Raw genomic sequence first — 25,359 nt, forward strand, 5'->3', positions numbered from 1 at the left:
GACACCCGCCCCAGAGTCAACAGACCTGAGCCGAGCCGACTCAACTAACGTGCTCGATGCATCTCTCACCAGCGAATTTTCCCGCACGGTTCGCGGACATCCGCCGGTCGCCACCCGCACCGCGGGGCGACACCCGCCCCCTCCGGTGCGCCACACCCCAACCCACCATCGCACCGTGGGATCGTTCTGTCACAAAATGCCGTGAGCCGGACAAACCGGCCCATCACCATCCCCGGGCAGGTGTGATGCAGAACGCGAACCGAACCGCGGTACGGACCAGGGCGCACGCCCCCTCGCCGGCCGCCAGGGCCGTGGCGGCCGCGGTCGCCGGGGCCGCGGCGGCCCTCACCCGCGCCGCCGGGTACACGGCGGACCGGCTGACGGCCAAGCGCCTCCTCGACCTCACGCTCGGCACGGCACTCCTGGCCCTCGCCGCGCCGGCGCTCGCCGCGGGCGCCCTCGCTCTCGCGGTGCGCCGCCCGGCCGGTGGCGTACTGCTGCGCGAACAGCGGACCGGGCTGGGCGGCCGGGTCTTCGAGCTGCGCTCCCTGCGCACCGGCCGCCGCCGCCTCGACCTGCTCTCCCGGCTGCCCCATGTCGTACGGGGAGACCTCTCGCTGGTGGGTCCGGCGCCCCTCGCACCCGGTGACCCGAGGGCCGGGGACCCCGGAGCCCGGCGCTGGCGCCAGGAGCTACGGCCGGGCCTGACGGGCCTCGCCCAGGTGCGGGCGCGCTCCGGGATGCCCTGGGACGAGGCCGCCCTGCTCGACCAGCACTACGCCGAGCACCACGGCACGGCGGGCGACCTGATGATTCTGGCGGCAGCGGTACGCCTTCCCCTGAGCGCCGCCCCGCACACCGCGCCGCGCGCAGCTGTGCGCGCCGTTCTCCGTACGGCCTCGCGTGTGGCCCGGCGCATGGGCAGGCGTACGGCCCCGCGCCGGCGGCCTCCTCGCGGCGGCAAGGGGCACCTGAGCGACACAGATCACCGCCTGCCCGGCTACAGCGTGGCGGAATAAGTGGATAGTGTCGTCACAGACTCATTAAGTTACTGCTTAGTAATCCCTCATCATTGACCTCATCACTGGTGTATCCCAACCCCTCGCAGGCCCGAGGAGCCCTCAAATGCAACTCGCCGCGATCATCGTGTCGCTGGTCATCACGGTGGTGGCCGTCGCGCTTTTCGGCCGCGCCATCGCGCAGATCTACCGCTTCGTGCGACTCGGTCAGCCGGTACCCGCGGGCACCCGCACGGGTGACCCCACACAGCGGACCATCACGCTGGCCAAGGAGTTCCTCGGCCACACCCGTATGAACCGCTGGGGCATCGTCGGCTTCGCGCACTGGTTCGTGGCGGTGGGCTTCTTCTCGCTGCTGCTGACGATCGTCAACGCCTTCGGCCAGCTCTTCCAGGCCGACTGGCTGATCCCGTTCATCGGCGACTGGCTGCCGTACGAGATCTTCACCGAGTTCCTCGGTCTCATGACGGTCCTCGGCATCGTGACCCTGATCGCGATCCGGCAGCTGAACAGGCCGGGCAAGGCGGGCCGCAAGTCCCGCTTCGCGGGCTCCAGGACCGGCCAGGCGTACTTCGTCGAGGCCGTCATCCTCATCGTCGGCCTCTGCATCATGACGCTGCGCGGCCTGGAGGGCGCCCAGCACCACGTGACCGGCTGGGAGCCCGGCTTCTTCGCCTCGTACCCGCTGGTCGCCGCCTTCGACGGGCTGAGCATCGGCACGCTCCAGCAGATCACCTACTTCGTCGCGGCGCTCAAGATCGTCACGTCGTTCACCTGGATGATCACGGTCTCGCTCAACATCGACATGGGCGTGGCCTGGCACCGCTTCCTCGCCTTCCCGAACATCTGGTTCAAGCGGAACGCCGACGGCTCGGTCGCGCTGGGCCCGCTGCAGCCCATGACCTCGGGCGGCAAGGAGATCGACTTCGAGGACCCGGGCGACGACGACGTCTTCGGTGTCTCCCAGGTCGAGCAGTTCTCCTGGAAGGGCATCCTCGACTTCTCGACCTGCACAGAGTGCGGTCGCTGCCAGTCGCAGTGCCCCGCCTGGAACACCGGCAAGCCGCTCTCCCCCAAGCTCCTCATCATGTCGCTGCGCGACCACGCGCACGCCAAGGCCCCGTACCTGCTCGCGGGCGGCGGCAAGGACATGGAGGGCAACGAGAAGGCCACGGCCGAGCAGCTCAAGGACGTCCCCGCCTCGGCACTCGCCGAGGCCGAGCGCCCCCTCATCGGCACCGCCGAGGAGAACGGCGTCATCGACCCCGACGTCCTGTGGTCCTGCACCAGCTGCGGCGCCTGCGTGGAGCAGTGCCCGGTCGACATCGAGCACATCGACCACATCGTCGACATGCGCCGCTACCAGGTGATGATCGAGTCGTCGTTCCCCTCCGAGGCCGGAACGATGCTCAAGAACCTGGAGAAGAAGGGCAACCCCTGGGGGCTGGCCACGAAGCAGCGTGTCGAGTGGACCAAGGAGGTCGACTTCGAGGTCCCGATCGTCGGCAGGGACCTCGAGGACCTCTCCGAGGTCGACTACCTCTACTGGGTCGGCTGCGCCGGCGCCCTGGAGGACCGCGCGAAGAAGACCACGAAGGCGTTCGCCGAACTCCTCCACATCGCGGGCGTGAAGTTCGCGATCATGGGCGGCGACGAGAAGTGCACGGGTGACTCCCCCCGCCGCCTGGGCAACGAGCCGCTGTTCCAGCAGCTCGGCCAGGAGAACGTGGCGATGCTGAACATGGCGTTCGGCGAGTCCCTCGACGAGGACGGGAAGGTGGACGAGTCGACGAGGAAGCCCAAGTCGTCGAAGAAGATCGTCGCCACCTGCCCGCACTGCTTCAACACCATCGCCAACGAGTACCCGCAGCTCGGCGGCGAGTACGAGGTCATCCACCACACGCAGCTGCTCCAGCACCTGGTGGACGAGGGCAGGCTGATCCCCGTGACCCCGGTCGAGGGCCTGGTCACGTACCACGACCCGTGCTACCTGGGCCGTCACAACAAGGTCTACACGCCCCCGCGCGAGATCATCGCGAGCGTGCCGGGTCTGCGGAACGAGGAGATGCACCGCCACAAGGAGCGCGGCTTCTGCTGCGGCGCCGGTGGTGCCCGGATGTGGATGGAGGAGCGGATCGGCAAGCGCATCAACAACGAGCGTGTCGACGAGGCCCTCTCCCTCAACCCGGACATCGTCTCCACCGCCTGCCCCTTCTGCCTCGTCATGCTGACCGACTCGGTCAACGGCAAGAAGAACGACGGCCAGGCCAGGGAGTCGGTCCAGGTGGTCGACGTCTCGCAACTCCTGCTCCAGTCGGTGAAGACGCCGGCCGACCCGGCGGGCGAGCCGGAGGCGGCTGACGCACCGGAGCCGGCCCCGGCGAAGTAACCCACGCCGTACCCACCCGTACGCGTACGGAGAGAAGCGGCCGGACCTGCCTCGGGGGCAGGACCGGCCGCTTCTGCGTGGGGGCCCGTGTGCCGGCTCCGGTGCGTGTGATCGCGTGCCCTCGATGGTGTGTGTGATCCGGTGTGTGTGATCCCGGACATGTACGGACCGGGGCATCCGGAGCGTCATGTCGTCCGGGCCGGGAGCCACCCGGACGACTCTGCTCCGGTACGCGGACTTCGACGGCGACACGGAGCCCGACACCGTCGTGCGGACGTACCGCGGCGAGGGGGCGGACTTGATCGCGCTGTACCCGTCAGCGACCCCGGACCGCCCGCGCGTCACGTGCAGTACGACCCTGTTCCTGCCCTGAGCACACCCCCTAGGGGATGTCACAGCTCGGCCGCAAAGGCGGACGGGTTCCCCCGGCTCCCCCACCCCACACCCGCGGACCAGGTACGTTCGACGTGTGGCTGGATTCAGGATCGGACGCGGCCGGGACAACAACCGCACCCCGCAACAACACCCGCAGCAGCAGCCGTACGGCACGCAGGCACCTTCGCCGCCGCCGTACGGCCGGCAGTCATGGCCTCCGGGAGGAGGCACCGGAGCGCCGTACAACGGCCCCGGCCCGCAGGGCGGCCCCCGCCCCGGCGGGCGTCAGGGCGGGCGCCAGAGCGGCCATCAGGGCGGGCGTCAGGGCGGGCAGTACGCCGGCGGACACGACGAGCCCGAGTACTTCGGCGACCCGCATCACCAGGCGCCGCACCAGGCCCCGCACCATGACCCGTACGCCAACAGCCCGGGGCACACCCAGGCGTTCAGCATCAACGACGACCCGTACGGCGGCGGCAACACCTACCGCGCCGGTCAGGCCCCCGCCCAGCCCGCAGGCCCGCGCCTGCCCTGGAAGGAACTGCTCAAGGGCATCGTGCTGCGCCCGGGCCCGACGTTCTGGCAGATGCGCGACTACCCGGTCTGGGGCCCCGCGCTCGTCATCACGTTCGTCTACGGACTGCTCGCGCTCTTCGGCTTCGACCAGGCCCGCGACGACGCGATCAACGCCACGATCTCGACGGCGGTCCCGTACGTCCTCGTCACAGGTGTCGGTTTCGTACTCGGCGGGCTGGTCCTCGGCGCGGTCACCCACACCCTGGCCCGCCAGCTCGGCGGCACCGGCTCCTGGCAGCCGACCATCGGCTTCTCCATGCTGATCATGTCGATCACGGACGCCCCGCGCCTGCTCTTCGCGGTCTTCCTGGGCGGCGAGAACTCCCTCGTGCAGGTGCTCGGCTGGATCACCTGGCTGGCCGCCGGCGCGCTGTTCACCTCGATGGTGACCAAGTCGCACGACCTCCCGTGGCCGAAGGCGCTCGGCGCCTCCGCGATCCAGCTGATCGCCCTGCTGTCGCTCATCAAGCTCGGCACGATCTGAGCGCGCGGTACGGACACCCGCGAAGGGCCCCCCGGCAGCTGCCGGGGGCCCTTCGCGGGTGTCTGGAAATTTCCGAACTCGCGCCCCGCCCTACGAGTCGAGGACCTGTCCCTCACGGCGTACGACGGGCTTCTCCACGCTCCACGGGAAGTTGATCCACTGATCGGTCTTCTTCCACACGTACTCGCACTTCACGAGTGAGTGCGACTTCTCGTAGATGACCGCGCTGCGTACCTCGGCGACGTGGTCGACGCAGAAGTCCCGCACCAGCTTCAGCGTCTTGCCGGTGTCGGCGACGTCGTCGGCGATGAGGACCTTCTTGCGCGAGAAGTCGATCGCGTTGGGGACGGGCGCCAGCATGACGGGCATATCCAGGGTGGTCCCCACCCCGGTGTAGAACTCCACGTTGACCAGGTGGATGTTCTTGCAGTCCAGCGCGTACGCCAGCCCGCCCGCGACGAAGACCCCGCCGCGCGCGATGCTGAGCACCACGTCCGGCTCGTATCCGTCGTCGGCCACGGCCTGCGCGAGCTCACGCACCGCGCTCCCGAAGCCTTCGTACGTCAGATTCTCCCGCACGTCACCGCTCATCCGGCATCACACCTGTGTCCGATGGAAGTTCATGAACGAGCGCGAGGCAGTCGGCCCGCGCTGGCCCTGGTACCGCGAGCCGTACCGCTCGGAGCCGTACGGGAACTCGGAAGGCGAGCTGAGCTTGAACATGCACAGCTGCCCGATCTTCATCCCCGGCCAGAGCTTGATCGGCAGCGTCGCGACGTTCGACAGCTCCAGGGTCACGTGCCCGGAGAACCCGGGGTCGATGAACCCGGCCGTCGAGTGCGTCACCAGCCCGAGCCGCCCGAGCGAGCTCTTGCCCTCCAGGCGCGAGGCGAGGTCGTCGGGCAGTGAGACGACCTCGTACGTGGAGGCGAGCACGAACTCACCGGGGTGGAGGATGAACGCCTCGTCGCCCTCCGGTTCGACCGTGCGGGTCAGGTCGGTCTGCTCGACGGCGGGGTCGATATGCGGATAGCGGTGGTTCTCGAACACCCGGAAGTAGCGGTCGAGCCGCACGTCGATGCTCGAGGGCTGCACCATCGACGCGTCGAACGGGTCAATGCGCACACGTCCGGCGTCGATCTCGGCCCGGATGTCCTTATCTGAGAGAAGCACGTCCCGAGGATACGCAGAACGCGCGAGCCCGCCCCAACCGGGCGCCCTCGCGCGCTCACCTGCCACGTTCCGGCCGGCCCTTCGCCGGTGCTTCGACGGCTTTTCGGCGGCGCCTGGACGGCGTCGGACACAACCCCGACACGACCCGAGCCCCGCCCCGACACCGCCGGCCGAACGCCTACCTCCCCTACGCCTACCGCCGCTCGAACACCACGGGAACCGCCTGCCTCAACCGGGCACAGCGCGGACAGCGGATGAGCCGCCCGGGACCGATCCGGCCGGACCCGAGCTGCTGCATCGGGAACGACGAGGTAGCGAAAACGTGCCCTTCGGCACAACGGACGACGGTGCTCTCCATCGACTCCATCAAGCCCCTTCCCCAACCAAGCCTTGGACGAGAAAGCCACATTAGGGGATGAACAGGACGCCATTCCAGGCGGCACTCCGACCACGACGGTACGCCTTCAACTCCCCCGCACCCCACCCGCGTCCACACCCGCCCGCACCCCACCAACGCCGCAGACACCCCGCGGCGCCTACGCCGGGGGTCGGCCATGGGGTAGAGTGTGCGGTGATGCACTGCCGGTCATCGGCGCGCCTCGCGGGTGTAGTTTAATGGTAGAACATGAGCTTCCCAAGCTCAGAGCGCGAGTTCGATTCTCGTCACCCGCTCTTCCACGAACCCCCAGGTCATCAGCCTGGGGGTTCGTCGTTGTCTAGACCTCCCTAAGCGCCTTGCACCACCTCCGCACCACCTGACCCCTTTTCGCGCTCCTCGCGCGCCTTGTCGCGGGCCGCTCGCACCATCCGGTCCAGCCCGCCCGCCACCTCCTTCTGACGCTCGTGGTCGGAGTGCTGGTAGATCAGGGCGGCCTTCTCCGTCGACTGGCCGGCGCGCACCATCGTGTCCTTGAGCGTGGCCCCCGACCGGGTCGAGAGGGTGTGGCCGGTGTGCCGGAGGTCGTAGAAGCGGAAGTTGTCCGGCAGGCCGACCGCGGCCCGCGCCTTGCGCCACTTCCGCCCGAAGGTCGAACGGCGGAACGGCTTGCCCTTCTCCCCCACGAACAGCAGTCCGTCCGGCCCCTTCTCCGCGTACCAGTCCATGTGCCGCTGGAGGTCCTTCCGCAAAAACTCCGGTAGAACAACGACGCGCTTCCCGGCCTCCGACTTCGTCGGCCCCTCGGCCCGCTTGCCCGTGGCCAGCTCCGGAGCGGCCTTCCGGACGACGACGGTGACGTTGTCGACGTTCACGTCCTTGCGTCGGAGCTCCGCCTGCTCTTCCGGCCTCATGGGCCCGTAGGCACCGAGGTAGACCATCAAGCGCCACCGGATGCCGATGGCGTCCGCAAGTGCGTCAACCTGGGCGACGGTCGCCACCTGGCCCGACTGCGAAACCTCCTTACCCGCACCACGGATGCGGCAGGGGTTCCGGCGGATCAGCTCGTCGTCGGTCGCGGTCTCCAGGATGGCTTTCAGCAGCCGGTAGGACTTCGCGACGGTCGTCGCCCCCGTGGCGGTCAGGCGCTCCGCCCGCCACTCCCGTACGCGCGGCGGGGTGATCTCGTCCAGGTCGAACACCCCGAACGTGGGAACGAGATGCAGCCTGAGCAGCCGGATGTACAGCTCCTCCGTGAGGGGCGCGACGCCCCTTTCCACCACCCACTTCGTTGCGTACTCCTCGAAATTCACCGCGCCGGCGTCCGGGTTCCGCCACGCATCACGAGTCATGTCCGCTTCGATCTGTGAGAGCCAGATCTCGGCATCGGTCTTCGTCTCGAAGGTCTCCTGAGCCCGGCGACGCTCCCCCGCCGGGTCCAGGTAGGAGGCGGACCAGCGCCCGGAGCGGTACTGCCTGACCGCTCCGAACCGACGCATCGTCATCTTCTTCGTGCTGCTCTTCTTGCGCTTGGCCATCAGGCGGCCCTCCTCATGCGGCGACGGGGCCGGATCGGTTCAACGGTGTTGGTGGCAAGGAACTCCTCGACGGCGCTCGCCGGGAAGCGCACGTGGGTACCGGCTTTCAGGTAGCGAATGCGCCGCTCAGCCACGAGACGACGCGGAAATCGCTCGGTGGTGCCCAGCAGCTTGGCCAGGGCCTTGACGTCCATGTATGTCTCTTCCAGTGGCGCGGGCCTGGCCGTGCTGGGCACGACTGCGAGCCTGCGACCGGGGTGAGCAAGGTTGGTCATATCGCCTACCTCCTGTCCTCAGTGCGCGGCATGGTTGTCCGAGGTGTGGATTTCTGCGTCACCGCGTCACCCGCGTCATCCGGGGCTGTGACCTGCGGGTTTGGGTGACGCAGTGAGTTGGGTGTGCGTCACCCGTGCGTCACCGGGTGACGTGGGGGTGACGCGGGTGACGCAGGATGACGCAGGATTCGTCGTCTGCGTCACCCCTGTCGGTGCAGGTGGGGGGCCGTTTTCCGTCCCGGGTGACGCAGGTGACGCAGACCTTCCCTACTTAGGAAAAAGAGGGGGTGTCTGTAGTAGTGGCGGTGATCCTTGGGGCGAAGTGAGGGGCCCTTCGGGCACGCCTCTTGGGCGGCGTTCCGCCGAACAGCAAGAGGAGCACCCGGCGGCGTGGCCCGGGGTGCTCCTCTTGCTTGTCCCCTGGTGACCGGGCGCGGTCAGAACGCTGCCGTCTGCTCCGGCTGCTCGGGGGCGGCGGGCCGGGGCATCGGGTCATTTCGAGGTAGCGACCTGCTTTGGTGCGTCCGCTGTCGATGAGGACCCCTCGGGCGGCCAGGGTCGGCTGGAGGCGCTTGAGGCGGTCGGAGAGGACTTTGCCGGTGGTCGGCCAGCCCTTGGGCAGGGGCCGCAGTTCGTCGCCGCTGTAGACGTTGCTGAGGCAGTGCAGCCACTGGGTAGACGTCATCCGCTGCTCGGCGCCCGGTTCGATGCTGTCGGCATGCTGGAGAACTGTCTGGGCGAGGAGATCGCCCTCGATGACGTCGTCGTTCAGGTCGTCCAGGCTGGCTCGGTAGGCGTTGAGCGCTCCGAGGCTGGACGTCGAGTCGAACTGCGCGCACAAGTGGGCGAAGTCGGCCATCCGCAGATCTGTGGGCGTCTCGGCTTCGGCCGCGCGGATCTTGACCGCGAGGTCCAGGAGCGAGCCGAGGATGACGGGCAAAGCGTCCTCGAACTCCGCCCACAGTTCGGCCTCGGTGCGGCGGACACGGGGGCGCTCCAGGCGCAGGGGCAGGAGCCGTTCGGCGAGGTCGCCCCGCAGGACGCCGACGTCGATGCCGGTCAGGAGCAGGGGGCGTCGGTAGCGGGCCCGGAACACGTCCCCATCGGTGAACAGGGCCCTTTTGACGCTCTCCGCCCCCGTGACGATGCAGCACATGGCGTCGGACAGGTCCGGCGTCATGTGGGAGAGGTTGTCCAGGGCGGTGACCCACCCCGCCGCCACGGCCGCGATCAGGTTCTCCTCGTCCTTCGGGGCCCGGCGCAGGTCTCCGCTCATGCCTTCGATGATCCGTACTAGCATCCGGCCGGCCGTGGACTTACCCGCACCCTGCGGGCCGGTGAGGAACGGGGCAGGGACGGGCACAGACGGCCCCAGACAGCCGACCAGCCACGCCATGGCCAGGCACTCGGTCTCGGCGTTGGCGAAGTTCGTCAGCCGGAACAGCAGGTCGATGCCTTTGCCGTCGGTGTCCTTGACCGGCAGGGGGAGTTCCCCGGTGAGCTGGGTGCGGCGCCAGCACACCTCGCGCGGGTCGGGGACAGTGATGTCCCAGCCGGTGGGGTGGATACGGACGGACTGCCCGTCGCTGCGCCCCAGGTCCAGCCAGGTCGCCCCGTCGAATCCGGGGGCGACGCGGATGTGGACGGGCTGGGTGTCCTCGGTCAGTGCAAGGGCTTCGATCAAGTCCAGCGCCTCCTTCAGGGCGGTCCCGTTGAACACACCGCGCCCGTCCTTGTACAGGCCGACCATGAGTTCCTGGCGGTGGCTGCCGGTCGTGCCCTGGGAGCGGATCGGGCGGGCCACAGGGTGGCCGTTCTTCTGCGCGTAGACGGTTCCCTCGGCGGTACGGAAGTAGCGGAAGTGCTGTTGCGCGTAGTCGGTGATGACCTCGCGGGCCGGGTTCTTCTCGTCGTCGGACATGGTCACAGCCCCAGCCTGGTACGGGCGTTGGTCCACGCGTCCGTGCAGTGCCGGACGGATTCGCCCTTGGCCTGAGCAGCAGCGAACAGCCGCCCGACGTGGATGTCACGCAGACAGCCGCACCGCCCGTGCGCGGACAGCACGGCAAGGAAAGTCCGGTAGACGGTCGCATGCACCGCGCTGGTGGCCTCGGTAATGCGCTGCTCGGCCATGGCAATGCCACGCTCCAGATAGGCGGGCGTGCGATGGCGGCACTCCCCGCCCCCGGCCTGGGCGGGCACACTGACGATGCGGGGTGCCGGCGGGAGGGCAGGAGGCTCCTTGACGACCAGGGCGCGCACAACGTCGGGCAGGTCGGTCATGGTGCCGGTGCCGGGGCCGAGCCACCGGGCGTAGGACATGGTGGACTTGATGTCGACGCCGGGCCGCACAGCATTCGCGGACTGCATTACGCCCCGGTAGATCCAGTGCTCACCCCGCGTCGTCGGCACGGTGCGGGTGGCGGGGAGCGTCCGGCGCGCCCAGGTGACGGCGTCAGCGTCGTCGAGGTCGACCACCGCCAAGCCTGCTCCACCGGGGTGGTAAGCCACAGCCTGTGCCTGCCTCCAGAGCGGTCCCCATGCGGGCCCGGTAAGGGTGGCGAGGTCGGTGGAAGCTGCGGCCCAGGCGTGGCAGGGGCGGATGCAGGTGCAGGGGCCGGGGGTTTTCATGTTCGGCCGGCCGCCGCAGGCGTTGGCCCGGCAGGCGGAGCAGTTCCCGAAGGGGACCTTCCCCGCCCGCAACGGCAGGACAGGAAGGCCACACCGTGCCAGATCGAGGGCGACGTCGAGATGACCGAGCAAGCCCGACTGGTAGTCGCTTGCTGGCCGGATGGGGGTGGGTTGGGTCATGCTGGGTGTCTCCAGTTCTCTTGGGTGCTGGCAGACGAGGGCGGCCCCGGATCATTGGCGTGAGATGGGGGCCGCCCTTTGTCAGCGGTGGTTGATGGTGCCGCTGGCCTTGCCGAACATCCCGGTGGCGGTGATGTTCTGCGTGATGTGGGTGCTGGCCCGGCTGGTGCCGGTCGTGGCGCGGCTGAGCCGGAGCAGTGCGGGGACGCCGATGGCTGCGGCGGCGATGAGGGCGACGGTGGCCCAGAGGGCTTGGCTCATGGCGATCAGTCCCGGGGCTGCGTAGGAAAGCCCGATACCGGCGGCGGCGATCCCTCCGCCGATGGTCGGGGTGAGCAGGGCGGTGGTCTTGGCCCATGCCGGGATCGGCTGCGCGGCGGGAACCGGCGGCGGGGGCGGTGTCTGCTGGGGGGTGTAGGCGAGGGTGCGGATGCCGCCGGGGAGGGTGACCATCTGGACTCCCGGGGGGATCTCGTGGGGCAGCATCGGGGCGTGTGCGGTGGGCTGCTGGGTGGCGAGGGTGGTGATCTCGCACGCGGTCTGCGGGTACACAAGGGGCTCCCTTCAACACGACCGGGCGGCACCCGTGATGGTGGGTGCCGCCCGACGTGTTGTGACGTTGCGTGGTCGTAGTGGTTAGTGGCTACTGGTTACTGGCAAGCAGAAAGGCCCTGTTGAAGCCTCTGGTTGCCAGTAGGAAGGGCTTCTACTGGCTAGTGGCAAGTTGCCAGTAACCAGTAGCCAGTAGCGCTCTGTGAGGCGTTCAGGCGTGGTCGGGGTGGACGTAGACCGAGTGCGGGCCGTTGTCCCGGTAGACCAGCTCGCCCCGTTCGGCCGCTGCTTTGAGTGCGGCGCGCACGGCCTGGCGGCTGCGCCGGACGAGATCGGCGACGGCGGACGGCTTCATGCCCGCCGGGCCCGCTGTCTTGATCGCGGCGACCGCGTCAGCCACCCACGCGGGCCCGCCCTCGTCATCACTGTCCCGCAGTGCCGACAGGTTCAGCCCCGGTGACGCGGCCGGAGGTTCCGGTGTGCTTCCGGGCTCGGGGGCGGTGCCGAATTGCTGGTCGATCTGTTCCATGAACGCGCGTACGGCCGCGTCTTCATCGGATACCGGGGCCGCCTGCTCGTTGCGGAGTGCGGACAGGTTCAGTCCGTTGCTCACGGCTGACTGTCCGGCCGGTCCGGCGTCGGCGGCCGGGGTGTTGGTCGGGTCTCGCATCCACGCGGTGCGCTCCGCCTCCCACCGGTTCGCGTATGCGTCGCCCGCCGCCTTGGCGGAGATGGTGTCCAGGGTGGGGTGCATGTCGGTGGTGGCGTGGACGATGTCGCGGATCTGGTTGGGCAGAATCCGCCAGTTCTTGAACAGGGCTGCGGCGGACTCGGGGGTGCCCATGAACCCGGCTCCCTTGTAGGGGGCTTGATCCACGCGGAGCCCGCGAGTGCCGGGGAAGACTCTGCTCAGGTCCATGCCCTCGACTTCCCCGCCGGTCAGGCAGACCCGGGCCTTGGCTTCGCGGCGGATCATCAGGTTCCCGAGCACCGCCCCGGTGGCACCCAGCGCGGTGAGCACGGTGCGCACCCCCATGGCGCGCAGCATCCGGATCACTTCGAGGATCTTCTTCGCGAGGTCCTTCATGCGCCGGTCGGTGCTGGTCAGGATCTCCGCACCTTCATCGACGACCAGCATGATCTGGGGGATCTTCGCGCTGATGGGGAGCTGGTCGGTGTTCGCCTTAGCCATGAGGTCCTGGTAGGCGACCTTGCGGCGCAACCCGATGACCAGGGCCGCATCGAGCATCAGCGTGGCTTCCTCGTGGGTTGAGGCGAGCCAGTCGATGCCCGGCCGGACCCCGTCCACGGGTGCCCCGTGGATGTCGAGTGCGGGGCGCACCCAGGGCAGGCCGGCCGATCCGGCGTTCAGGTCGATCACCCAGGTCAGGACGTCGGTGGTGCGGGCGAACCCCGCCAGGATGACGTGGACCATGTTCGTCTTCCCGGACCCGGTGGGGCCCACGACCAGCGCGCACTGCTCGCGCAGAAAGACGCAGATCTCTTCGGCGTTGGTGCGGTAGCCCCACGGGATGCCGGTGTAGATCGACAGGGGGCTGTAGTCGGACGGGTAGGTGCGTTCCTCGGAGAGGACGTTGACCGTGGTCACGTCGATGAGCACCCGGCCTTGGTGGATGCCTTGGGAGGCGACGGCGGTGCAGCCGTGCGGGAGGCGGGCGTCGGCGGACAGCGCGGCGGAGTGCTGGGCGATCCGGTCGTAGGTGGTCCCACCGGCGGGGAGTTCGGCATCGATGGTGAACCCGGTACCGGTCGGCCAGATCTCCACCGCGACGACCCGCAGCGTGATCGTGCAAACCCGCTGCACCCGGTCCACCCACTCGGCGGCGATCGCCCGCCGTTCCGCACTGAGTTCGCGGCTGACCTGTCGTTCATCGGCCGCGATGGCCTCCAGCTCCCTGGCCTCTTCATAGAGGAGGGTGGTACGGGCGGCGGCGCCGATACCGACGCCGATGGTGGCGAGTGATCCGAGGGCGGCCCAGGTCAGGGGGCCGGTGGTCATGGCCCAGGTGGTCCATCCGGCGCCTACCAGCCAGGAGGCGGAGCGCATGGCGATGGTGCGGGCGGAAAGGCGTTCGCGCAGGCTGCTGACGGTGTGGCCGATCGCCCCGGCCGCACCGATGGTGAGGGCCCAGGCGGGGGGCATACCGGTGGCTGCTCCGGTGGTGGCGAGGGCGAGGCATCCGGTGGTGGCGGACAGGGCGCCGGTCACGGGTCCGTGACCGGCAGCCCAGTCCCACACCGGCCCCGTGCTGGCCTGTGTGGTGGTGGTCATGATCAGACGTTCCAGCCCTTCTCGGCCTCGTGTCCGTTGCGGGGGTCTTCGTGGCGGGCGATGTCCTGCTCGTGGGAGAGGCGGAACAGCGGCCCCATGTCCTCCGCGACCGCGACCGCCGACATGACCGCGCCGAAGATGGAGCTGAAGCCCTCCGCGACGTCCTTCTCCAGCGGGAACTCCGAATCCGCCCGCTCCGCCAGGATCTTCATCACGTTCGCGACGCTCGTGAGCGCATCCGGGAGCCGCTCGACCATGGCCAGGATCTCCATGGCCGACTCAGGCTCGTACTGCCCCGCGGCGGCTTCCATCTCCGCCGCGTACTCCTCGAACCGGAAACCAGACATGCCCTCTCCCTCACTCGCAGTCATGGTGGGTGCTGCCGGCATCAGCCCCTCGGGGCGCTCCGCCGTGTCACTGATCTGCTCGGCGCTGTCAGCCGCCTCGGCGTCGGCAGCCGCTTCGTCGTCCTCCAGAGCAGCGCGTATGGCGTCGTCCCGGAGGGTGCGCTGCTCCTCGGCCGTGCGGGTCATCCGGGCGTAGAGACGGCGGCCCGGGTACTGGAGCCAGGCCCAGCCGAGCTTCCGACCCAGCGGCGTGCTGACCATCCCGACCAGGCCCAACGCCCCGGCGAGCAGCGCGGCCAGCAGGCGGCGGCCCTGAAAGCGGGCAGCGGACCGCCACAGCGCTTTGCGCGCCTTCTTCCTGACCGGCGCCTTACGGATGTCGTCGCGCTGAGCGGCGACCTTTCCGGCCGTCCGCTGGTCACGCGCCTGGCGGCTGCGCTCAATTGCCGCTCCCTTGGCGGCACCGACCCGGCCTGCCGCCTTGCTCACAGACCGGCCCACCGGACCCTTATGGTCCAGCGACGCAGACCGCGCGGCGGTCTTGGCGTTACGGCGGGCATCCTTCACAGCCCGCCGCGCCCCAGCCGTCTCAGACCGCCGATCAGCCCGGGACGGAGCCGCCTTGCGGGCCGACTCGCGCAATGCCTTGACCTGCCCCGCACGCCCCCGAGACATACCCGAAGCCGACCCAGCCCCGGGGTCTTGGGTGTCTTGCGGGGGTGTGGGGGCTGCGGTGCAGCGCTCCCGCCTTCGAGCCCGCCGTAGAAGAACCGGTCGTGCCGTGAGCGGTCTTCCTCCCGCCACGGCCTGGCGTCTTACTGGTGCCGGCGTTCCCGTTACGGGACTGCTTCGGCACCCCTCCCGCCGCACCACGACGGCCGGAAGCGCGGCCCACCGGAGCGGCTGCGCTCGACTTGCGGGATGTACGGCCTGCACTTTTGCCAGACCCCCAGCCGGTGGTCGTCTTGGTCCTTGTCTTGTGGGGCTTGTTCTTGGTGCGGCGGGTGCGGGTGGCTGCGACTGTGCCGAGGACGACGGCACCCGTGGCGGCAACAGCCAAAGCAGCGGGGCCTCCGACCAGCGCGGCAGCCGCCATCAGGGACGCGGTGGCGTTGGTGCCGGTCACCGCGAGCGGGACGACCGGCCACCCGCCCGGGGTGTGCTCTACCTCGGCGGCCGGCTTCTGCGCAGGCGGAGGAGACGGGTCAGTGTCCGGAGCCGCCACCGGGGCTACTTCCGGAGCAAGGGTGGTGTCAGTCATGCTGAGTTCACTCCCTTGGGAGTAGGAGGGCCCGGCCGGATCTGTCGAGGAGAGGGCCGGGCCCTGTGCGGGTGGGAAGCGCTCAGGCGGCGAGGAACAGGGCCGCAACGAGCAGTGCGGTGAGATGCGCGGTCTGATCGACGTGCGCAGCACCGCCGGTCGCGGCCCAGCCGGTTTGGCGGGCATGGTCCATCCACCAGGCCACCGGCCACCTGCGGTCGATGAACGCATGCGTCGCACCGATCCAGACCAGTGCTGCCAGCGCGGCCGGCACTGAAACCGGCAGGTCCAGCAGCACCACCCCTGCGAGGAGTCCCGCACCGCACGTGACGATGTGGGTGGCGGCGTGCGTGAAGCTGGCCCGCCACCCTGCCGCACCGCAGTCCGCCTTGTGTGCGGCCTGATGATCGGTCTGGAACGGGTAGTCGGCCAGCAGATGACCCAGGTAGAGCAGGATGAACAGCGAAGCGAACACGACCGGTGTCCTTCCGGTTCATGAGGGCGGGCAATCGGCGCAGGGCACGCACATGCCCAGCGAACGCGGAATGCAGTAACCGGCATCGCGCCGGCAGGCGGGGCAGGTCCGCCGGGCAGCCATGGCCTTGGCAAGAGCCGCCGCACGGCCCGGGGACATCGGGCGGACCGGCTTGGCCCGGTCGATGCGGTAGAGGTAAGCGACCAGCGGGCCACGCCTGCGGCGCGGCCGATGGACCTCCGCGACGACGTCCTGACCACCAGGCCGCAGCCCCAGCGCACGGAGCTGACGGCGGGTGGCCAGGCCCTCGGGGGCGAGCCGCCACCGGTAGGTGGGCAGGGTGCTCACCGGGTTTCTCCGAGGAGGACGGGCTGGATACGCCACCGGACCTCAGAGGCCGGGACGGTGGTGCCGTCGCAGCAGGTGGTGTGCGGGGTCCACCCGGCCCTTGCGGCGCCCTCGGCCTCGGCGGCGATCTCAGCGGCGTCGGCCGTGGCGTGGATGCTGTGCAGCTCCCCGAAGCGGAAGAGCACGTAGACCCGATGGGCCCGCTGGTTCTGCTTGCGGACGGCGCGGAGCAGGGTGCGCAACGCTTGGCGGTCCTCGGTGTCCAGCAGCACCTGGGCCCGCAGGGCCTCCAGCTCGCCTTCGAGCCGGGCCGCATCCAGCCGGGACTGGGCCAGGTCGGCCCGCAGTTCCTCCGCCACGTCGTCGGCTTGGGTCAGGTGGTCGAGCATGTCGCCGCTCTGCTCCAGGCACTTGTCAGCCTCAGTGCGGGCGGCCTCGGCCTCCGTCTCAGCCTCGGTGAGGCTGTCGCGCAGGGCGGCCAGGGTGCGGATGCGGATCAGGGTGATCATGCGGTGGCTCCCTCAAGGTCCGATGCAGGGGCAGGGGTGGTGTCGCGGTGTTCCTGGTAGCGGGCGGTCACCCAGCCGGTGGACCAGCCACACAGCTCAGCGGCCTGCCGGATAGACAGCCCGGCCTCGAACGCGGCCCGGACCGTGACCCGCGCCCGCTCCTCACCCTGCTTCTCATCGGCGGGACCGGCGGACAGCAAAGCCTGGCGTTCACGCTCAACCCGCTCCTGTTCACGCTCACGCTCACGGCGTTCACGGGCCTCCCGCTCCCGGGCCTCCAGCTCGCGGCGCTGCGCGGCCTCGCGTTCAAGGCGTTCACGCTCGGCCTGCTGCTGTTCACGCATCTGTTCACGGCGTTCACGGACCTCCCGCTCAGCCCGCTCCTTCGCCTCTGCCCGCTCGCGCTCCTCACGCCGCGCGGCGTCCTCCCGGGCGGCCTGTTCACGGACGATGAGCGCTTCGTGTTCACGCTGTTCACGGGCCAACTGCGCCGCGTACTCGCGCTCCTCACGCACCCGCCGCTCCTGCGCCTCACGGCGCTCCTCAGCGGCCCGCTCGCGCTCCACCCGCTCGGCCTTGAGCTGTGCTTCGCGGGCGGTGTGGGCGGCGGTGATGGCCTGCCGGTAGGCGAGACCGGTCTCAGCCGTGACGATCAGAAGCAGGGGCGCGACCGAGTGGACCGCCGCCCCGACCAGGTCCTTCTTCAGCGCGCTGTCGGCCACATTCAGGGCCAGGGTCATGCCGCCGGTCATCCACCGCAACGCGATCGGCCACCGGCCCCCGTCCCCGCCCAACGCGGCCAGGACCGAGTCCAGACGGACCACGATGACAACCGCCGCATCAACCACCAGAGGCAGGATCGGAGCCGTCCACTCCCACCCCTTGGGGCTGTGGCGCTCCATCAACGGCGTCACCGTGAGGATGGAGAAGAGCATTGCCCCACCCACGATCAACCACGTACCGACCGACAGCGCCTTCTCCGCTGAACGAATCTGAACACTGCTCACGACGCACCCCCGTCCCGTGAACACACCCGGACCGTGGCCAGCAGCCGCACCGGGGAAGTGTCGTCGTCGGGCCTCTCGGGGTACTCCGTCCACTCCCACTCGGCCCCGCTCATGAACACGAACCCCAGGCCGGTGAGCGCCTGTGAACGCTCCCCCGGCGTCGGCACGGTCCCGGGACCGAAGTCATGCTCCGGCCACTGCGAGACCGGGACACCCATCAGAGCGACGTACAAAATCCACCTGCCGCCACTGCTGGACATCTGCGCGGTGTACTCGCTCATGCCGCACCGCCCGACACCGTGGCGTCCGTCGCGGCGGCGGTGCGGTTGGCCAGGTCCCGGCGGGCGGCCAGCACCCGCCGGCGGGCCCGCCGGATACGCCGCTCGTCCAGCTCGGACGGGGTGCGGTCGATGGTCGTGATCTGCGCGTCGAGAAGGGCTACCTCCGCGAGGATCAGCGGCGTCTCGGTCTCGATCGCATCCAGCTCGGCATCCGACGGCTCACGCTCGGACGATGCGGCCGTAACACCGGCCTGAAGTGCTGCGATGGTGTTCATGAGTCGTTCTCTCCCTAGAAGGATGTGCGGCTCGACAGCGGCCCCGGGGTGCATCCCGGGGCCGTGCCGCGTTTGGTGGGTGGTGTGCCTCATCAAGCAGGCAGGCACCCGGCGAGGGGTGGTTCCTGCCTGCATGACGAGGGCGATCCGGTGCTCATCAAGCGGGGATCGCCTTCGCAGGTACGGCATCCCGACAGGCCCTCTCCAGGTGCCCATGTGCCGCCCTTACTGCTACATGGCCCGCTGGCCTCGGTCATCGCGCCCGTCTGCCCTTGCGGGTACGGGGATGATCCGCTCGCTCAGCCCGGCGGCTCCGGTTTCACCCGAAGCCACCACGCGCCACGTTCCCGGGGAAGTTCCGGCCTCCCCGGCCGCCGTTCTGACCTGCCCTGCTCGCTCCCGACGCGTCCTAGTGCGCCGACCAGCTCAACCGCTGTCACCGCCCACATCACCTGTGGGGTTGTCACCAGCGGGACACAGCAGATCTTCAGTTCTCAAAGAACGAACGCTTCCTTTGAACCCGTTTCACGGGGCCCTCCGGCTCTGGCCATGCAGGTCGAAGCAGCCCAAAGAAGGCAACTCCCCCTCGCTCCGCTGAACTAGTTCTGCGGCGCTGAGACGATTAAGGCACGCCTCGCGTTACCCTGTCAACAGAACTAGTTCAGAGAGTCGAGCGCGAGCGAGTACCGCCGCATCCCAGAACCCGACTGTCGTTTCAGGACTAGTCCTGTCAGACTGGGTAGGCGCGTGAGTCACGCAGGCATCAAGGGAGACGTAGTGGAGGAGATCAAGGGACCGAAGATCCAGCGGCTCGCTGCTGACCTTCGGGACAAGATCCGATCGGGGGCCAAGGGCTACGGCCCTGGTGAGCCCCTGCTCAAGGTCCGGGAGTTCCAGGAGTCCGAAGGCATCGCGTACCAGACCGCGCGCGACGTGTACCGGGTGCTGGAGGACGAAGGGCTGATCATCTCGCGGCGAGGTGAAGGAACATTCGTCTCCCCGATCCTGGGGAAAATCCACCGCGATGGAACCGGCCGCTACATCAAGGCGGCCCGCGAGGAAGACGGGGCACGCGGTGCATTCGCAGCTGAGATCGCTCGGCTCGGCATGACACCGAGTGCGTCAACGGAGATCAGTCGGGCACGACCGCCGAAGCAGGTCGCCAAGGCCCTAGGCATCCACCATTCGGCGAAAACCCTCGTCAGGGCACGAGTCATGCGCGCTGACGCCACAGTCGTGCAGGTTGCAACCTCGTACTTCCCCGGGGACGTAGCCTTCGGGTCTCAGCTGGAGCAGCAGGACACGGGCGATGGCGGAAGCAAGTCCCGCTTGGCCGACCTCGGCTATCAGCAGACCCGTATCCGAGAGTCCGTGGACGTCCGACCACCGACCAAGGAGGAAGCCGACGCGCTCGGTATCGCCGCCGACAGGCTCGTATACGAGATCACCCACATCGGGCTGACGGAGAGCGGCAGAGCCGTCGAAGTCTGCGTGCACGTCATGCCCATCACGCTGTGGTCGCTCAGCTATGAGTGGCCCATTGACCAACCCGCCGTTCGAGAGGAAAACTCCCAGTGAGCAGCAACAACGCCATCGTCCGAGACGCCACGGAGCGCTACCGCACCGAGCGCCGGGAAGCTGGCGAAAGCCGAGGCGCATTCGAGAGCGAGATCAAACGCTTGGGCGGGACGCCTCGGGTGGAAACCGCGATCCGGCGCGACACGGCACCCGCGCAGGTGGCCGACCTGCTGAGCATCCAGGCTTCGGAACAGACCGTGATCCGTGCCCGCCACATGTACGACGGAGAGCGACTGGTCCAGCTCGCTGACTCGTACGTGCCCGTGGACGTGGCCGAAGCCGCGAGTATCGAGAACCCCGATCCCGGCCGAGGTGGCATCATCAGCCGGATGCGCGACGCCGGATTCGGGCAGACCGAGGTCGTGGAAGAGATCACTCTCTACCCTGCGACCGCGACCGAGGCCGAGGCGTTCGGCGTCGAGGTCGGCAGCAACCTGCTTCAGATTACGCACGTCGGCTACACCGAGGCTGGTCGCGCTGTAGAGGTTACGGTGCACCGACCCGGTCCCGGCTGGGTCCTGCGCTACAACGCTCCCGTCGGCTAGCCTTCCCCCACCACGCGGCCCGCATCGCTCGATGCGGGCCGCTGTCGTTCCTGGGCCGCAGCGCAGGCGGAAAGCCGCTCGACCTCCGCACAACCTCCGCACCACGGAGGGCGGTCAACCACGGTCAATGGCGGAGATCCTGGCGGTGAGTGCAGCAGCCCCCGGCAGGCACATCGCAGCAGGTCGCAGCGGGGGGAACCGGGGCTCAAGGGCAAGATTCCCAAGCTCAGAGCGCGAGTTCGATTCTCGTCACCCGCTCCATGCAAAAGCCCCGGGCCAGCGGCCGGGGCTTCTTTGTTTCCAGCGCCTTGTCACCGGCCAGCCGGGTACCGGGGACCTCTTCCTGGATAATCGACGTATGGCATCACAGCCCAGTCTTTCTGATCTTCGCCGCGCCAAGTTCGTCCGGCGCCTGCCCGCAGCGCTCTCTGAGCTCGCCGGCCCCCAGCACGGCACAGTGAGCCTGCCGCTCCACCTGGCATGGTCGGGGCTGACCACGTTCGACCTCGACCGGCCCCGGCTGCGGATGAGCTACTACCGCATCGTCCTGGCCGAGGGCCGGCACGACGACCTGGTCCAGTACCTCAATCGCGACCTGCTTCTCGGCCTGTGGCCCACACTGCGCACACTGGTCAGCCGTGATGTCCGAGAGGTCTGGGAGAGCTCCTTCGACGAGCTGGCTCACAGCGCTCAGGCCGCTGCGTGAACCTCACGGACCTGCACCGCCGCCTGCTGGCAGACGTGCTCGCCGTGGGCGGTGCGTACCCCCTGGCCCTTACCGGTGGCTATGCGGTCCAAGCGCACGGGCTGGTCGACCGGCTCAGCCAGGACCTCGACGTAGCGACCGAGAACCCGCAACGCATGGAGGACATCTCCACTGCCGTGCGCACCGGCCTGGAACAGCGCGGATGGCGCGTAAGAGCTCTGGAGACAGACCCGTTGTCCGCGCGTCTGATCGTCACTGATCCCACCAGCCGCGAGGAGTGCGAGGTCGACATCCTCAAGGAAGCACTCTGGAGGCCGCCCGTGCACACCGAGCACGGCTTGGTGCTGTCCCTCGAAGATGTCGTCGGAACCAAGGTTCGCGCGCTGGCCGACCGTGGGCTCGCCAGAGACCTGATCGACGTACAGGCCGCCGCAAACCGTTGGAGTCACGTCGAACTCGAAGAGCTCGGACGGCGCCATGCCCGCGACTCGTTCGACCTGAGCGAGCTTCAAGCGCGACTGGGCGGAGCCGACTGGATCGACGACACGGAATTTGCCGCCTACGGACTCGACGAGCATGCAATCACCGGTCTGCGGCAGTGGGCACAGGTATGGGCGGGCGACATCGGGGAACGGCTTCAGGAACTTGAGGATCCGCACGAGGACTGATGACCTCACGGATGCCGACCGCCCGACAAGGACGCGGTTCGCGACGGGCTGCCCGCCCCTCGGTCGCCGTGCCCCATCCGTGCCCTTCGCAGTGGACCACAGCGGTCAAGCACGGCGCCCAGAGACCACGTCGACCTCATACCTCCGAGCCAAACATGCAGGCCAGAGGCGTTTCAACCGTTCAAGCGCCGGTGATTCCCAAGCTCAGAGCGCAAGTTCGATACTCGTCACCCGCTCCACACGTTCCATAGCCCCAGGCCAGCGGCCCGGGGCTTCTCCGTATGCGGCACCTTGTCGCCGTCCGGTCGGCGCTGAGCGGAGTGACCGCCGGACACAGTCGGGCCGAACCAATGGCCCACCGCCAGGGCCCGGAACAGAAAAAGGTGCCCCTGCTCAGCTTTCCCTGAGCAGGGGCGCCTTCGGCCTGATCACGCCCTCACGGACCGAGCCTTGCCAGCACGCGGAAGTGGAGCGCAGGCATGGTGCCCTCAGGCTGGAGAAGGCGGCGCTCAGCGTCCCACGTGCGTGCTGGCTGATGTGATGGTCTGGAAGACGTCACCACCGTCGAAGTAGCCCCGGAAGTGGCCCGGGCGTTTCGCAGCGAGGTCAGCGGCGAATCCGTAGCCCCCCGTGCCGCTCCATGTAGCCTCCACCGTCCTCAGCGTGGTCCAGGACGTGCCGTCCGGCGAGTACTGGACGGCGACGTTGATGGTGGCCGGTGAGATGTTGTCGAAGTCGATGTGGCCTTCGGCGTGGACCGACCGGGAGCCGGTCCGCAGGGCGGAAAAGTCGAGAAATCGTGCGGGTTGCAGCACCACCACGGTCGAACTGCGCGCGTTGCCGTTGGAGACGAATGGGTCGTCGGACCGATGGGCGACCTGGAAGAAGCCCGTCTCCCACGGCGTGTACTGAGTGCTGAAGGTGCCGTCTGCGTCCGTGGTGAACCCTCCGACCCGGTCGTTGTAGGTGGTCGTCGGCCCGAACAGGATTCCCCCTGAGACCCCGCTCAGCGGCACCCAGCCGTTCTCCGTCTCCTTCTCCAGCCGCCCCGTGAGTGTGACCGGCTGCCCCTTGTCGATGCGCTGTGTGCTGGTTTGAAGGGTGTAGCGGGTGAGCGCCTTGTCGATGCCGATCTGCAGCATCGTCGATTCACCGTAGAGGTACCCCGCGTGGTCGCCGTCATGGCGGTAGACCGCTTGGATGGGCGCGGCGTTGTCCAGCTGGACCGTCGCCGTGAAGTGGCCGTCGTCGTCGGTAGTGACGGTCGTGACGGTCCAGTAGTCGACGTCGATGTCTACCTTGCGGCCCGGGAGCACGACCGGCTCGCCGCCCCCAGGGAGCTTCGCCTTGAGAACTCCCTCAACGGTCACGTCCCGTTCATCGACACCGATAGCTGTGCGGTCAGTGGTGAACTCCGGGAACTGAGCCACCGCGTAGTAGGCCAGGGTGCCGGCGTCGGCTACTGAGATGTGGTCACCGTCTGCATCGGTCGCCTCGATGCCGATCCGGTAGCTGCCGAACTCCGCCAACTGTAGGGGTGCCTTGCTTCGCCAGATCCCTTCCTGTGCGGTACCGGAATCCAGAGCGAAGTCGTCGGGTTCGAGAACAGCGACCTCTTGCTGGGTGACTGGAGAAAAGACGTGGGCAGTGAGTTCGACTATGTCGCTGCCGGAGCGTGCGCTGACCTGCAGGGTGCCGAGGTCGTCATTGACGCTGCCGGCGTACGAGACGGTCAGCTGGTCCGATGCCTGGGCGGGAGATATACCCACGAAGCACAGGGCGGCCACCGCGGCCGCAGTCAGAGCCGCACGGAATCTTGCCAATTAATCCACCTTGGAAACGAGTTGGGCGAGTATGACGCATGTCCTAGGACGCCGGGACTTGGAGAACATACAGCCCTGCCCGGGCTCAGCACCTCCATTTTCCGCGCCGAGGAGAACGCCCGGGACGCCCGTCGCCACTGCGCTCGATCCACCTCACAGGGAAGCTGACTTTCGTGACACGAAGCACGCTGGAACCGTGAAACGAGCGCCCGGGAAAGGCAACTGCCCGCAGCCGTTGCCGACCGTGAATGCCCCGCGGCACCGCCCAGGCACAAGACGCTGCGATCCGCCGGGTGGACGATGACATGCCTGCGTACCGAAGTAGAGGTCGCACTCATGAGGCAGCTCGGCGCCGCACTCGACACCGCCCGGACAGAGGCCCCGAACGACACCGACGCGCGATACCTGCGCGCCGTATGTCAACTATGATAGTTGTCATATCCTTCAGCACATGGAGACAAAGACGTACACAACCATCGACCTGCGCAAGGGGATGGGCGAGATCCTGGACCGGACCCGTATCGCCGGTGAGGCCGCCGCCATCACCCGCAAGGGAAAGACGGTCGCCTACCTGGTGCCGGCCGAGTGGTTCGAGCAGATGGCCCGCGGGCACCAGTCGCACGAGGACCGACGCGAGACGGCCTGATTTACCCTCCACACCAAGGAGCACGAACCATGCCCGCCCACGCACTCCACTTCGATGGGTACGAGGGGGAGCCCCTGCGGTGGCCACCCATGCCCGAACGCACGCCTCAAGCACTTAGGTTGGCGATCCAGGAACACGCTCCGCACCTCCTCCCGGCCTTTGAGGCGCACTGGAAGCGCGTCATCGGCGACGCCTTCAACATCACCCCCGTGCCCGCCTTCATGCGCCTGTGGTGGACGCAGTACGCCATCGCCCGGAATCCCGTCCTCGACTCGCACCTTCGCGACCTCGAAGCCCGCGCCGCCAAGTCCGAGGACCCCGAGGAGTCCATCCGGCTTCTGGAGGAGTACAGCCACCTCCGGCACGAAGCCGCTGGGAGGAAACCCGGAGAGTGATCTACGAACCATTCCGGCCGCCTTGGCAAATGGACTGGACGAAGCAGGCGCAGCACGACTTCCAGAACATGCCCGCCGAAGGCAGTGACCTGGTCATGAGTGCCCGTGCGGAACTGATCACAGCCGAGGACCCGTACTTCCGGGGAATCGACGCCGATGCCTCGCTCCCGCACTGGGTGACCGTCCGGCCTCTGGCCTCCACAAGCCCCGGCGGCCCCCACATCGTGGACCTGGCGGGCGGACGCGGCTGGCTCATCCACACCTTCATGCGGCACCACGCCGACCCGCAGATCGTCGTCACCGAAGCCTTCTGGGCCTGACGTCTGCGCCACCGGAGCGTCTGCAGCACAGGTGGCTTCCCTTCCGTTTTCCGTCATCCGCTCCGGCACAGAACCTCAGACTGATGACCTACCGTCGACGTGTCCCATCCGTGCCCAGCGGAGCGGACAACAGCGCTCAGGTGCAGTTCCCAGACAGAGCCCGTAGCCATACATCCCTCCCGCCCAACGGGGACCACGCAGCTCACGACCGGCTCTTCCTGCTCGGCACGAGGCGCCTGCGGTACTCCGAGGGCCGCGTGATCCAGATCGTCACGCCGACCGAACCGGAATTCGGCCCTCCGGGCCCTCCCGGC

The 25,359-nt window shown here is 68.5% G+C and carries 27 protein-coding genes and 1 tRNA gene; 12 read left to right on the forward strand and 16 right to left on the reverse strand.

Annotated elements, in window-relative coordinates; translation table 11 throughout:
- Positions 1 to 245 precede the first annotated feature (245 nt).
- The 4 genes from Sfulv_RS13450 to Sfulv_RS13465 all read left to right on the forward strand — a co-directional run bounded on the left by Sfulv_RS13450 (position 246) and on the right by Sfulv_RS13465 (position 4,843).
- Complete coding sequence (locus Sfulv_RS13450) at positions 246 to 1,019, forward strand: sugar transferase (protein WP_173313915.1); 774 nt, start codon at positions 246 to 248, stop codon at positions 1,017 to 1,019.
- 106 nt (positions 1,020 to 1,125) lie between these two features.
- Positions 1,126 to 3,408, forward strand: a complete 2,283-nt coding sequence (locus tag Sfulv_RS13455; protein ID WP_173313916.1) for a (Fe-S)-binding protein — start codon at positions 1,126 to 1,128, stop codon at positions 3,406 to 3,408.
- A gap of 187 nt (positions 3,409 to 3,595) precedes the next feature.
- On the forward strand, positions 3,596 to 3,781 hold the full coding sequence (locus Sfulv_RS13460; protein ID WP_173313917.1) for a hypothetical protein: 186 nt from the start codon (positions 3,596 to 3,598) through the stop codon (positions 3,779 to 3,781).
- Positions 3,782 to 3,877: 96 nt separating this feature from the next.
- Entirely contained in the window at positions 3,878 to 4,843 is a 966-nt protein-coding gene (locus Sfulv_RS13465) for a Yip1 family protein (protein ID WP_173313918.1), read from the forward strand.
- 90 nt (positions 4,844 to 4,933) lie between these two features.
- On the opposite strand, the gene Sfulv_RS13470 is transcribed toward Sfulv_RS13465, so the two are convergent.
- Both Sfulv_RS13470 and dcd read right to left on the reverse strand, forming a co-directional pair.
- Positions 4,934 to 5,434, reverse strand: a complete 501-nt coding sequence (locus tag Sfulv_RS13470) for a phosphoribosyltransferase (RefSeq protein ID WP_173313919.1) — start codon at positions 5,432 to 5,434, stop codon at positions 4,934 to 4,936.
- A gap of 6 nt (positions 5,435 to 5,440) precedes the next feature.
- Positions 5,441 to 6,016 carry a dCTP deaminase gene (gene dcd, locus Sfulv_RS13475; protein ID WP_173313920.1) on the reverse strand — a complete coding sequence of 192 codons (576 nt, stop codon included), beginning with the start codon at positions 6,014 to 6,016 and terminating at the stop codon, positions 5,441 to 5,443.
- A 601-nt stretch (positions 6,017 to 6,617) separates the two neighbouring features.
- Here dcd and Sfulv_RS13480 point away from each other — a divergent pair.
- Positions 6,618 to 6,688, forward strand: a tRNA-Gly gene (locus tag Sfulv_RS13480).
- A gap of 54 nt (positions 6,689 to 6,742) precedes the next feature.
- On the opposite strand, the gene Sfulv_RS13485 is transcribed toward Sfulv_RS13480, so the two are convergent.
- The 13 genes from Sfulv_RS13485 to Sfulv_RS13545 all read right to left on the reverse strand — a co-directional run bounded on the left by Sfulv_RS13485 (position 6,743) and on the right by Sfulv_RS13545 (position 18,364).
- Positions 6,743 to 7,930, reverse strand: a complete 1,188-nt coding sequence (locus tag Sfulv_RS13485; protein WP_173313921.1) for a tyrosine-type recombinase/integrase — start codon at positions 7,928 to 7,930, stop codon at positions 6,743 to 6,745.
- Positions 7,930 to 8,124: an excisionase family DNA-binding protein gene (locus Sfulv_RS13490; protein ID WP_371874664.1), complete on the reverse strand. Its 195-nt coding sequence runs from the start codon at positions 8,122 to 8,124 to the stop codon at positions 7,930 to 7,932. Before Sfulv_RS13490 ends, Sfulv_RS13485 begins: the two co-directional genes overlap by 1 nt.
- A 352-nt stretch (positions 8,125 to 8,476) precedes the next feature.
- Positions 8,477 to 10,126 carry an AICE element replication initiation protein gene (locus Sfulv_RS13495; RefSeq protein WP_256669255.1) on the reverse strand — a complete coding sequence of 550 codons (1,650 nt, stop codon included), beginning with the start codon at positions 10,124 to 10,126 and terminating at the stop codon, positions 8,477 to 8,479.
- A 2-nt stretch (positions 10,127 to 10,128) separates the two neighbouring features.
- Positions 10,129 to 11,016 carry a bifunctional DNA primase/polymerase gene (locus Sfulv_RS13500; RefSeq protein WP_173313922.1) on the reverse strand — a complete coding sequence of 296 codons (888 nt, stop codon included), beginning with the start codon at positions 11,014 to 11,016 and terminating at the stop codon, positions 10,129 to 10,131.
- 81 nt (positions 11,017 to 11,097) lie between these two features.
- Entirely contained in the window at positions 11,098 to 11,568 is a 471-nt protein-coding gene (locus Sfulv_RS13505; protein ID WP_173313923.1) for a hypothetical protein, read from the reverse strand.
- Positions 11,569 to 11,779: 211 nt separating this feature from the next.
- Positions 11,780 to 13,861 (reverse strand): hypothetical protein, encoded by a 2,082-nt coding sequence (locus Sfulv_RS13510; protein ID WP_173313924.1) that lies wholly within the window; start codon positions 13,859 to 13,861, stop codon positions 11,780 to 11,782.
- A 2-nt stretch (positions 13,862 to 13,863) separates the two neighbouring features.
- Entirely contained in the window at positions 13,864 to 14,697 is an 834-nt protein-coding gene (locus tag Sfulv_RS13515; protein WP_173313925.1) for a hypothetical protein, read from the reverse strand.
- Positions 14,698 to 15,551: 854 nt separating this feature from the next.
- Entirely contained in the window at positions 15,552 to 15,944 is a 393-nt protein-coding gene (locus tag Sfulv_RS13520) for a DUF3307 domain-containing protein (RefSeq protein WP_173313926.1), read from the reverse strand.
- Positions 15,945 to 15,962: 18 nt separating this feature from the next.
- Positions 15,963 to 16,292, reverse strand: coding sequence for an RRQRL motif-containing zinc-binding protein (locus Sfulv_RS13525; RefSeq protein WP_173313927.1), 330 nt, complete (start codon positions 16,290 to 16,292; stop codon positions 15,963 to 15,965).
- On the reverse strand, positions 16,289 to 16,801 hold the full coding sequence (locus Sfulv_RS13530) for a hypothetical protein (protein ID WP_173313928.1): 513 nt from the start codon (positions 16,799 to 16,801) through the stop codon (positions 16,289 to 16,291). The genes Sfulv_RS13525 and Sfulv_RS13530 overlap by 4 nt, the downstream gene beginning before the upstream one ends.
- The gene (locus tag Sfulv_RS13535) at positions 16,798 to 17,808 is read right to left on the reverse strand and encodes a DUF2637 domain-containing protein (protein ID WP_173313929.1); all 1,011 of its coding nucleotides are present in this window, start codon (positions 17,806 to 17,808) and stop codon (positions 16,798 to 16,800) included. The genes Sfulv_RS13530 and Sfulv_RS13535 overlap by 4 nt, the downstream gene beginning before the upstream one ends.
- The gene (locus Sfulv_RS13540) at positions 17,805 to 18,089 is read right to left on the reverse strand and encodes a DUF6303 family protein (RefSeq protein ID WP_173313930.1); all 285 of its coding nucleotides are present in this window, start codon (positions 18,087 to 18,089) and stop codon (positions 17,805 to 17,807) included. The genes Sfulv_RS13535 and Sfulv_RS13540 overlap by 4 nt, the downstream gene beginning before the upstream one ends.
- The gene (locus Sfulv_RS13545) at positions 18,086 to 18,364 is read right to left on the reverse strand and encodes a DUF6284 family protein (protein WP_173313931.1); all 279 of its coding nucleotides are present in this window, start codon (positions 18,362 to 18,364) and stop codon (positions 18,086 to 18,088) included. Before Sfulv_RS13545 ends, Sfulv_RS13540 begins: the two co-directional genes overlap by 4 nt.
- Before the next feature lie 777 nt (positions 18,365 to 19,141).
- Between Sfulv_RS13545 and Sfulv_RS13550 the strand changes: the two genes are divergently transcribed.
- The 4 genes from Sfulv_RS13550 (at position 19,142) to Sfulv_RS13565 (ending at position 21,861) form a co-directional block, all read left to right on the forward strand.
- Positions 19,142 to 19,942 (forward strand): GntR family transcriptional regulator, encoded by an 801-nt coding sequence (locus Sfulv_RS13550; protein WP_173313932.1) that lies wholly within the window; start codon positions 19,142 to 19,144, stop codon positions 19,940 to 19,942.
- On the forward strand, positions 19,939 to 20,487 hold the full coding sequence (locus Sfulv_RS13555) for a UTRA domain-containing protein (RefSeq protein WP_173313933.1): 549 nt from the start codon (positions 19,939 to 19,941) through the stop codon (positions 20,485 to 20,487). The genes Sfulv_RS13550 and Sfulv_RS13555 overlap by 4 nt, the downstream gene beginning before the upstream one ends.
- Before the next feature lie 358 nt (positions 20,488 to 20,845).
- The gene (locus Sfulv_RS13560; protein ID WP_173313934.1) at positions 20,846 to 21,193 is read left to right on the forward strand and encodes a transcriptional regulator; all 348 of its coding nucleotides are present in this window, start codon (positions 20,846 to 20,848) and stop codon (positions 21,191 to 21,193) included.
- Positions 21,190 to 21,861 (forward strand): nucleotidyl transferase AbiEii/AbiGii toxin family protein, encoded by a 672-nt coding sequence (locus Sfulv_RS13565; RefSeq protein ID WP_173313935.1) that lies wholly within the window; start codon positions 21,190 to 21,192, stop codon positions 21,859 to 21,861. The genes Sfulv_RS13560 and Sfulv_RS13565 overlap by 4 nt, the downstream gene beginning before the upstream one ends.
- Before the next feature lie 509 nt (positions 21,862 to 22,370).
- Here Sfulv_RS13565 and Sfulv_RS13570 read toward each other — a convergent pair.
- Positions 22,371 to 23,684 (reverse strand): hypothetical protein, encoded by a 1,314-nt coding sequence (locus tag Sfulv_RS13570; protein WP_256668915.1) that lies wholly within the window; start codon positions 23,682 to 23,684, stop codon positions 22,371 to 22,373.
- A gap of 451 nt (positions 23,685 to 24,135) precedes the next feature.
- On the opposite strand from Sfulv_RS13570, the gene Sfulv_RS13575 reads away from it, so the two are divergent.
- From Sfulv_RS13575 to Sfulv_RS13585, 3 genes are read left to right on the forward strand one after another with little or no spacing between them, the layout of a single operon-like run.
- A complete protein-coding gene (locus Sfulv_RS13575) occupies positions 24,136 to 24,330 on the forward strand; it encodes a type II toxin-antitoxin system Phd/YefM family antitoxin (RefSeq protein WP_173313936.1) in 195 nt (64 codons plus the stop codon).
- Positions 24,331 to 24,359: 29 nt separating this feature from the next.
- Positions 24,360 to 24,725 (forward strand): hypothetical protein, encoded by a 366-nt coding sequence (locus Sfulv_RS13580; RefSeq protein WP_173313937.1) that lies wholly within the window; start codon positions 24,360 to 24,362, stop codon positions 24,723 to 24,725.
- Positions 24,726 to 24,754: 29 nt separating this feature from the next.
- Complete coding sequence (locus Sfulv_RS13585) at positions 24,755 to 25,045, forward strand: hypothetical protein (protein ID WP_173313938.1); 291 nt, start codon at positions 24,755 to 24,757, stop codon at positions 25,043 to 25,045.
- The last annotated feature ends 314 nt before the right edge of the window (positions 25,046 to 25,359 follow it).

The organism is Streptomyces fulvorobeus (assembly GCF_013167895.1).
GTDB classification, from domain to species: Bacteria; Actinomycetota; Actinomycetes; order Streptomycetales; family Streptomycetaceae; genus Streptomyces; species Streptomyces fulvorobeus.

Coding starts and splice junctions, on each gene's coding strand:
- Sfulv_RS13575 (WP_173313936.1), top strand. CDS start 24,136: ATGGAGACAAAGACGTACACAACCATCGACCTGCGCAAGGGGATGGGC.
- Sfulv_RS13460 (WP_173313917.1), top strand. CDS start 3,596: ATGTCGTCCGGGCCGGGAGCCACCCGGACGACTCTGCTCCGGTACGCG.
- Sfulv_RS13545 (WP_173313931.1), bottom strand. CDS start 18,364: ATGAACACCATCGCAGCACTTCAGGCCGGTGTTACGGCCGCATCGTCC.
- Sfulv_RS13585 (WP_173313938.1), top strand. CDS start 24,755: ATGGACTGGACGAAGCAGGCGCAGCACGACTTCCAGAACATGCCCGCC.
- Sfulv_RS13510 (WP_173313924.1), bottom strand. CDS start 13,861: ATGACCACCACCACACAGGCCAGCACGGGGCCGGTGTGGGACTGGGCT.
- Sfulv_RS13540 (WP_173313930.1), bottom strand. CDS start 18,089: ATGAGCGAGTACACCGCGCAGATGTCCAGCAGTGGCGGCAGGTGGATT.
- Sfulv_RS13500 (WP_173313922.1), bottom strand. CDS start 11,016: ATGACCCAACCCACCCCCATCCGGCCAGCAAGCGACTACCAGTCGGGC.
- Sfulv_RS13560 (WP_173313934.1), top strand. CDS start 20,846: ATGGCATCACAGCCCAGTCTTTCTGATCTTCGCCGCGCCAAGTTCGTC.
- Sfulv_RS13455 (WP_173313916.1), top strand. CDS start 1,126: ATGCAACTCGCCGCGATCATCGTGTCGCTGGTCATCACGGTGGTGGCC.
- Sfulv_RS13530 (WP_173313928.1), bottom strand. CDS start 16,801: ATGATCACCCTGATCCGCATCCGCACCCTGGCCGCCCTGCGCGACAGC.
- Sfulv_RS13450 (WP_173313915.1), top strand. CDS start 246: ATGCAGAACGCGAACCGAACCGCGGTACGGACCAGGGCGCACGCCCCC.
- Sfulv_RS13580 (WP_173313937.1), top strand. CDS start 24,360: ATGCCCGCCCACGCACTCCACTTCGATGGGTACGAGGGGGAGCCCCTG.
- Sfulv_RS13485 (WP_173313921.1), bottom strand. CDS start 7,930: ATGGCCAAGCGCAAGAAGAGCAGCACGAAGAAGATGACGATGCGTCGG.
- Sfulv_RS13470 (WP_173313919.1), bottom strand. CDS start 5,434: ATGAGCGGTGACGTGCGGGAGAATCTGACGTACGAAGGCTTCGGGAGC.
- Sfulv_RS13490 (WP_371874664.1), bottom strand. CDS start 8,124: ATGGACGTCAAGGCCCTGGCCAAGCTGCTGGGCACCACCGAGCGATTT.
- Sfulv_RS13495 (WP_256669255.1), bottom strand. CDS start 10,126: ATGTCCGACGACGAGAAGAACCCGGCCCGCGAGGTCATCACCGACTAC.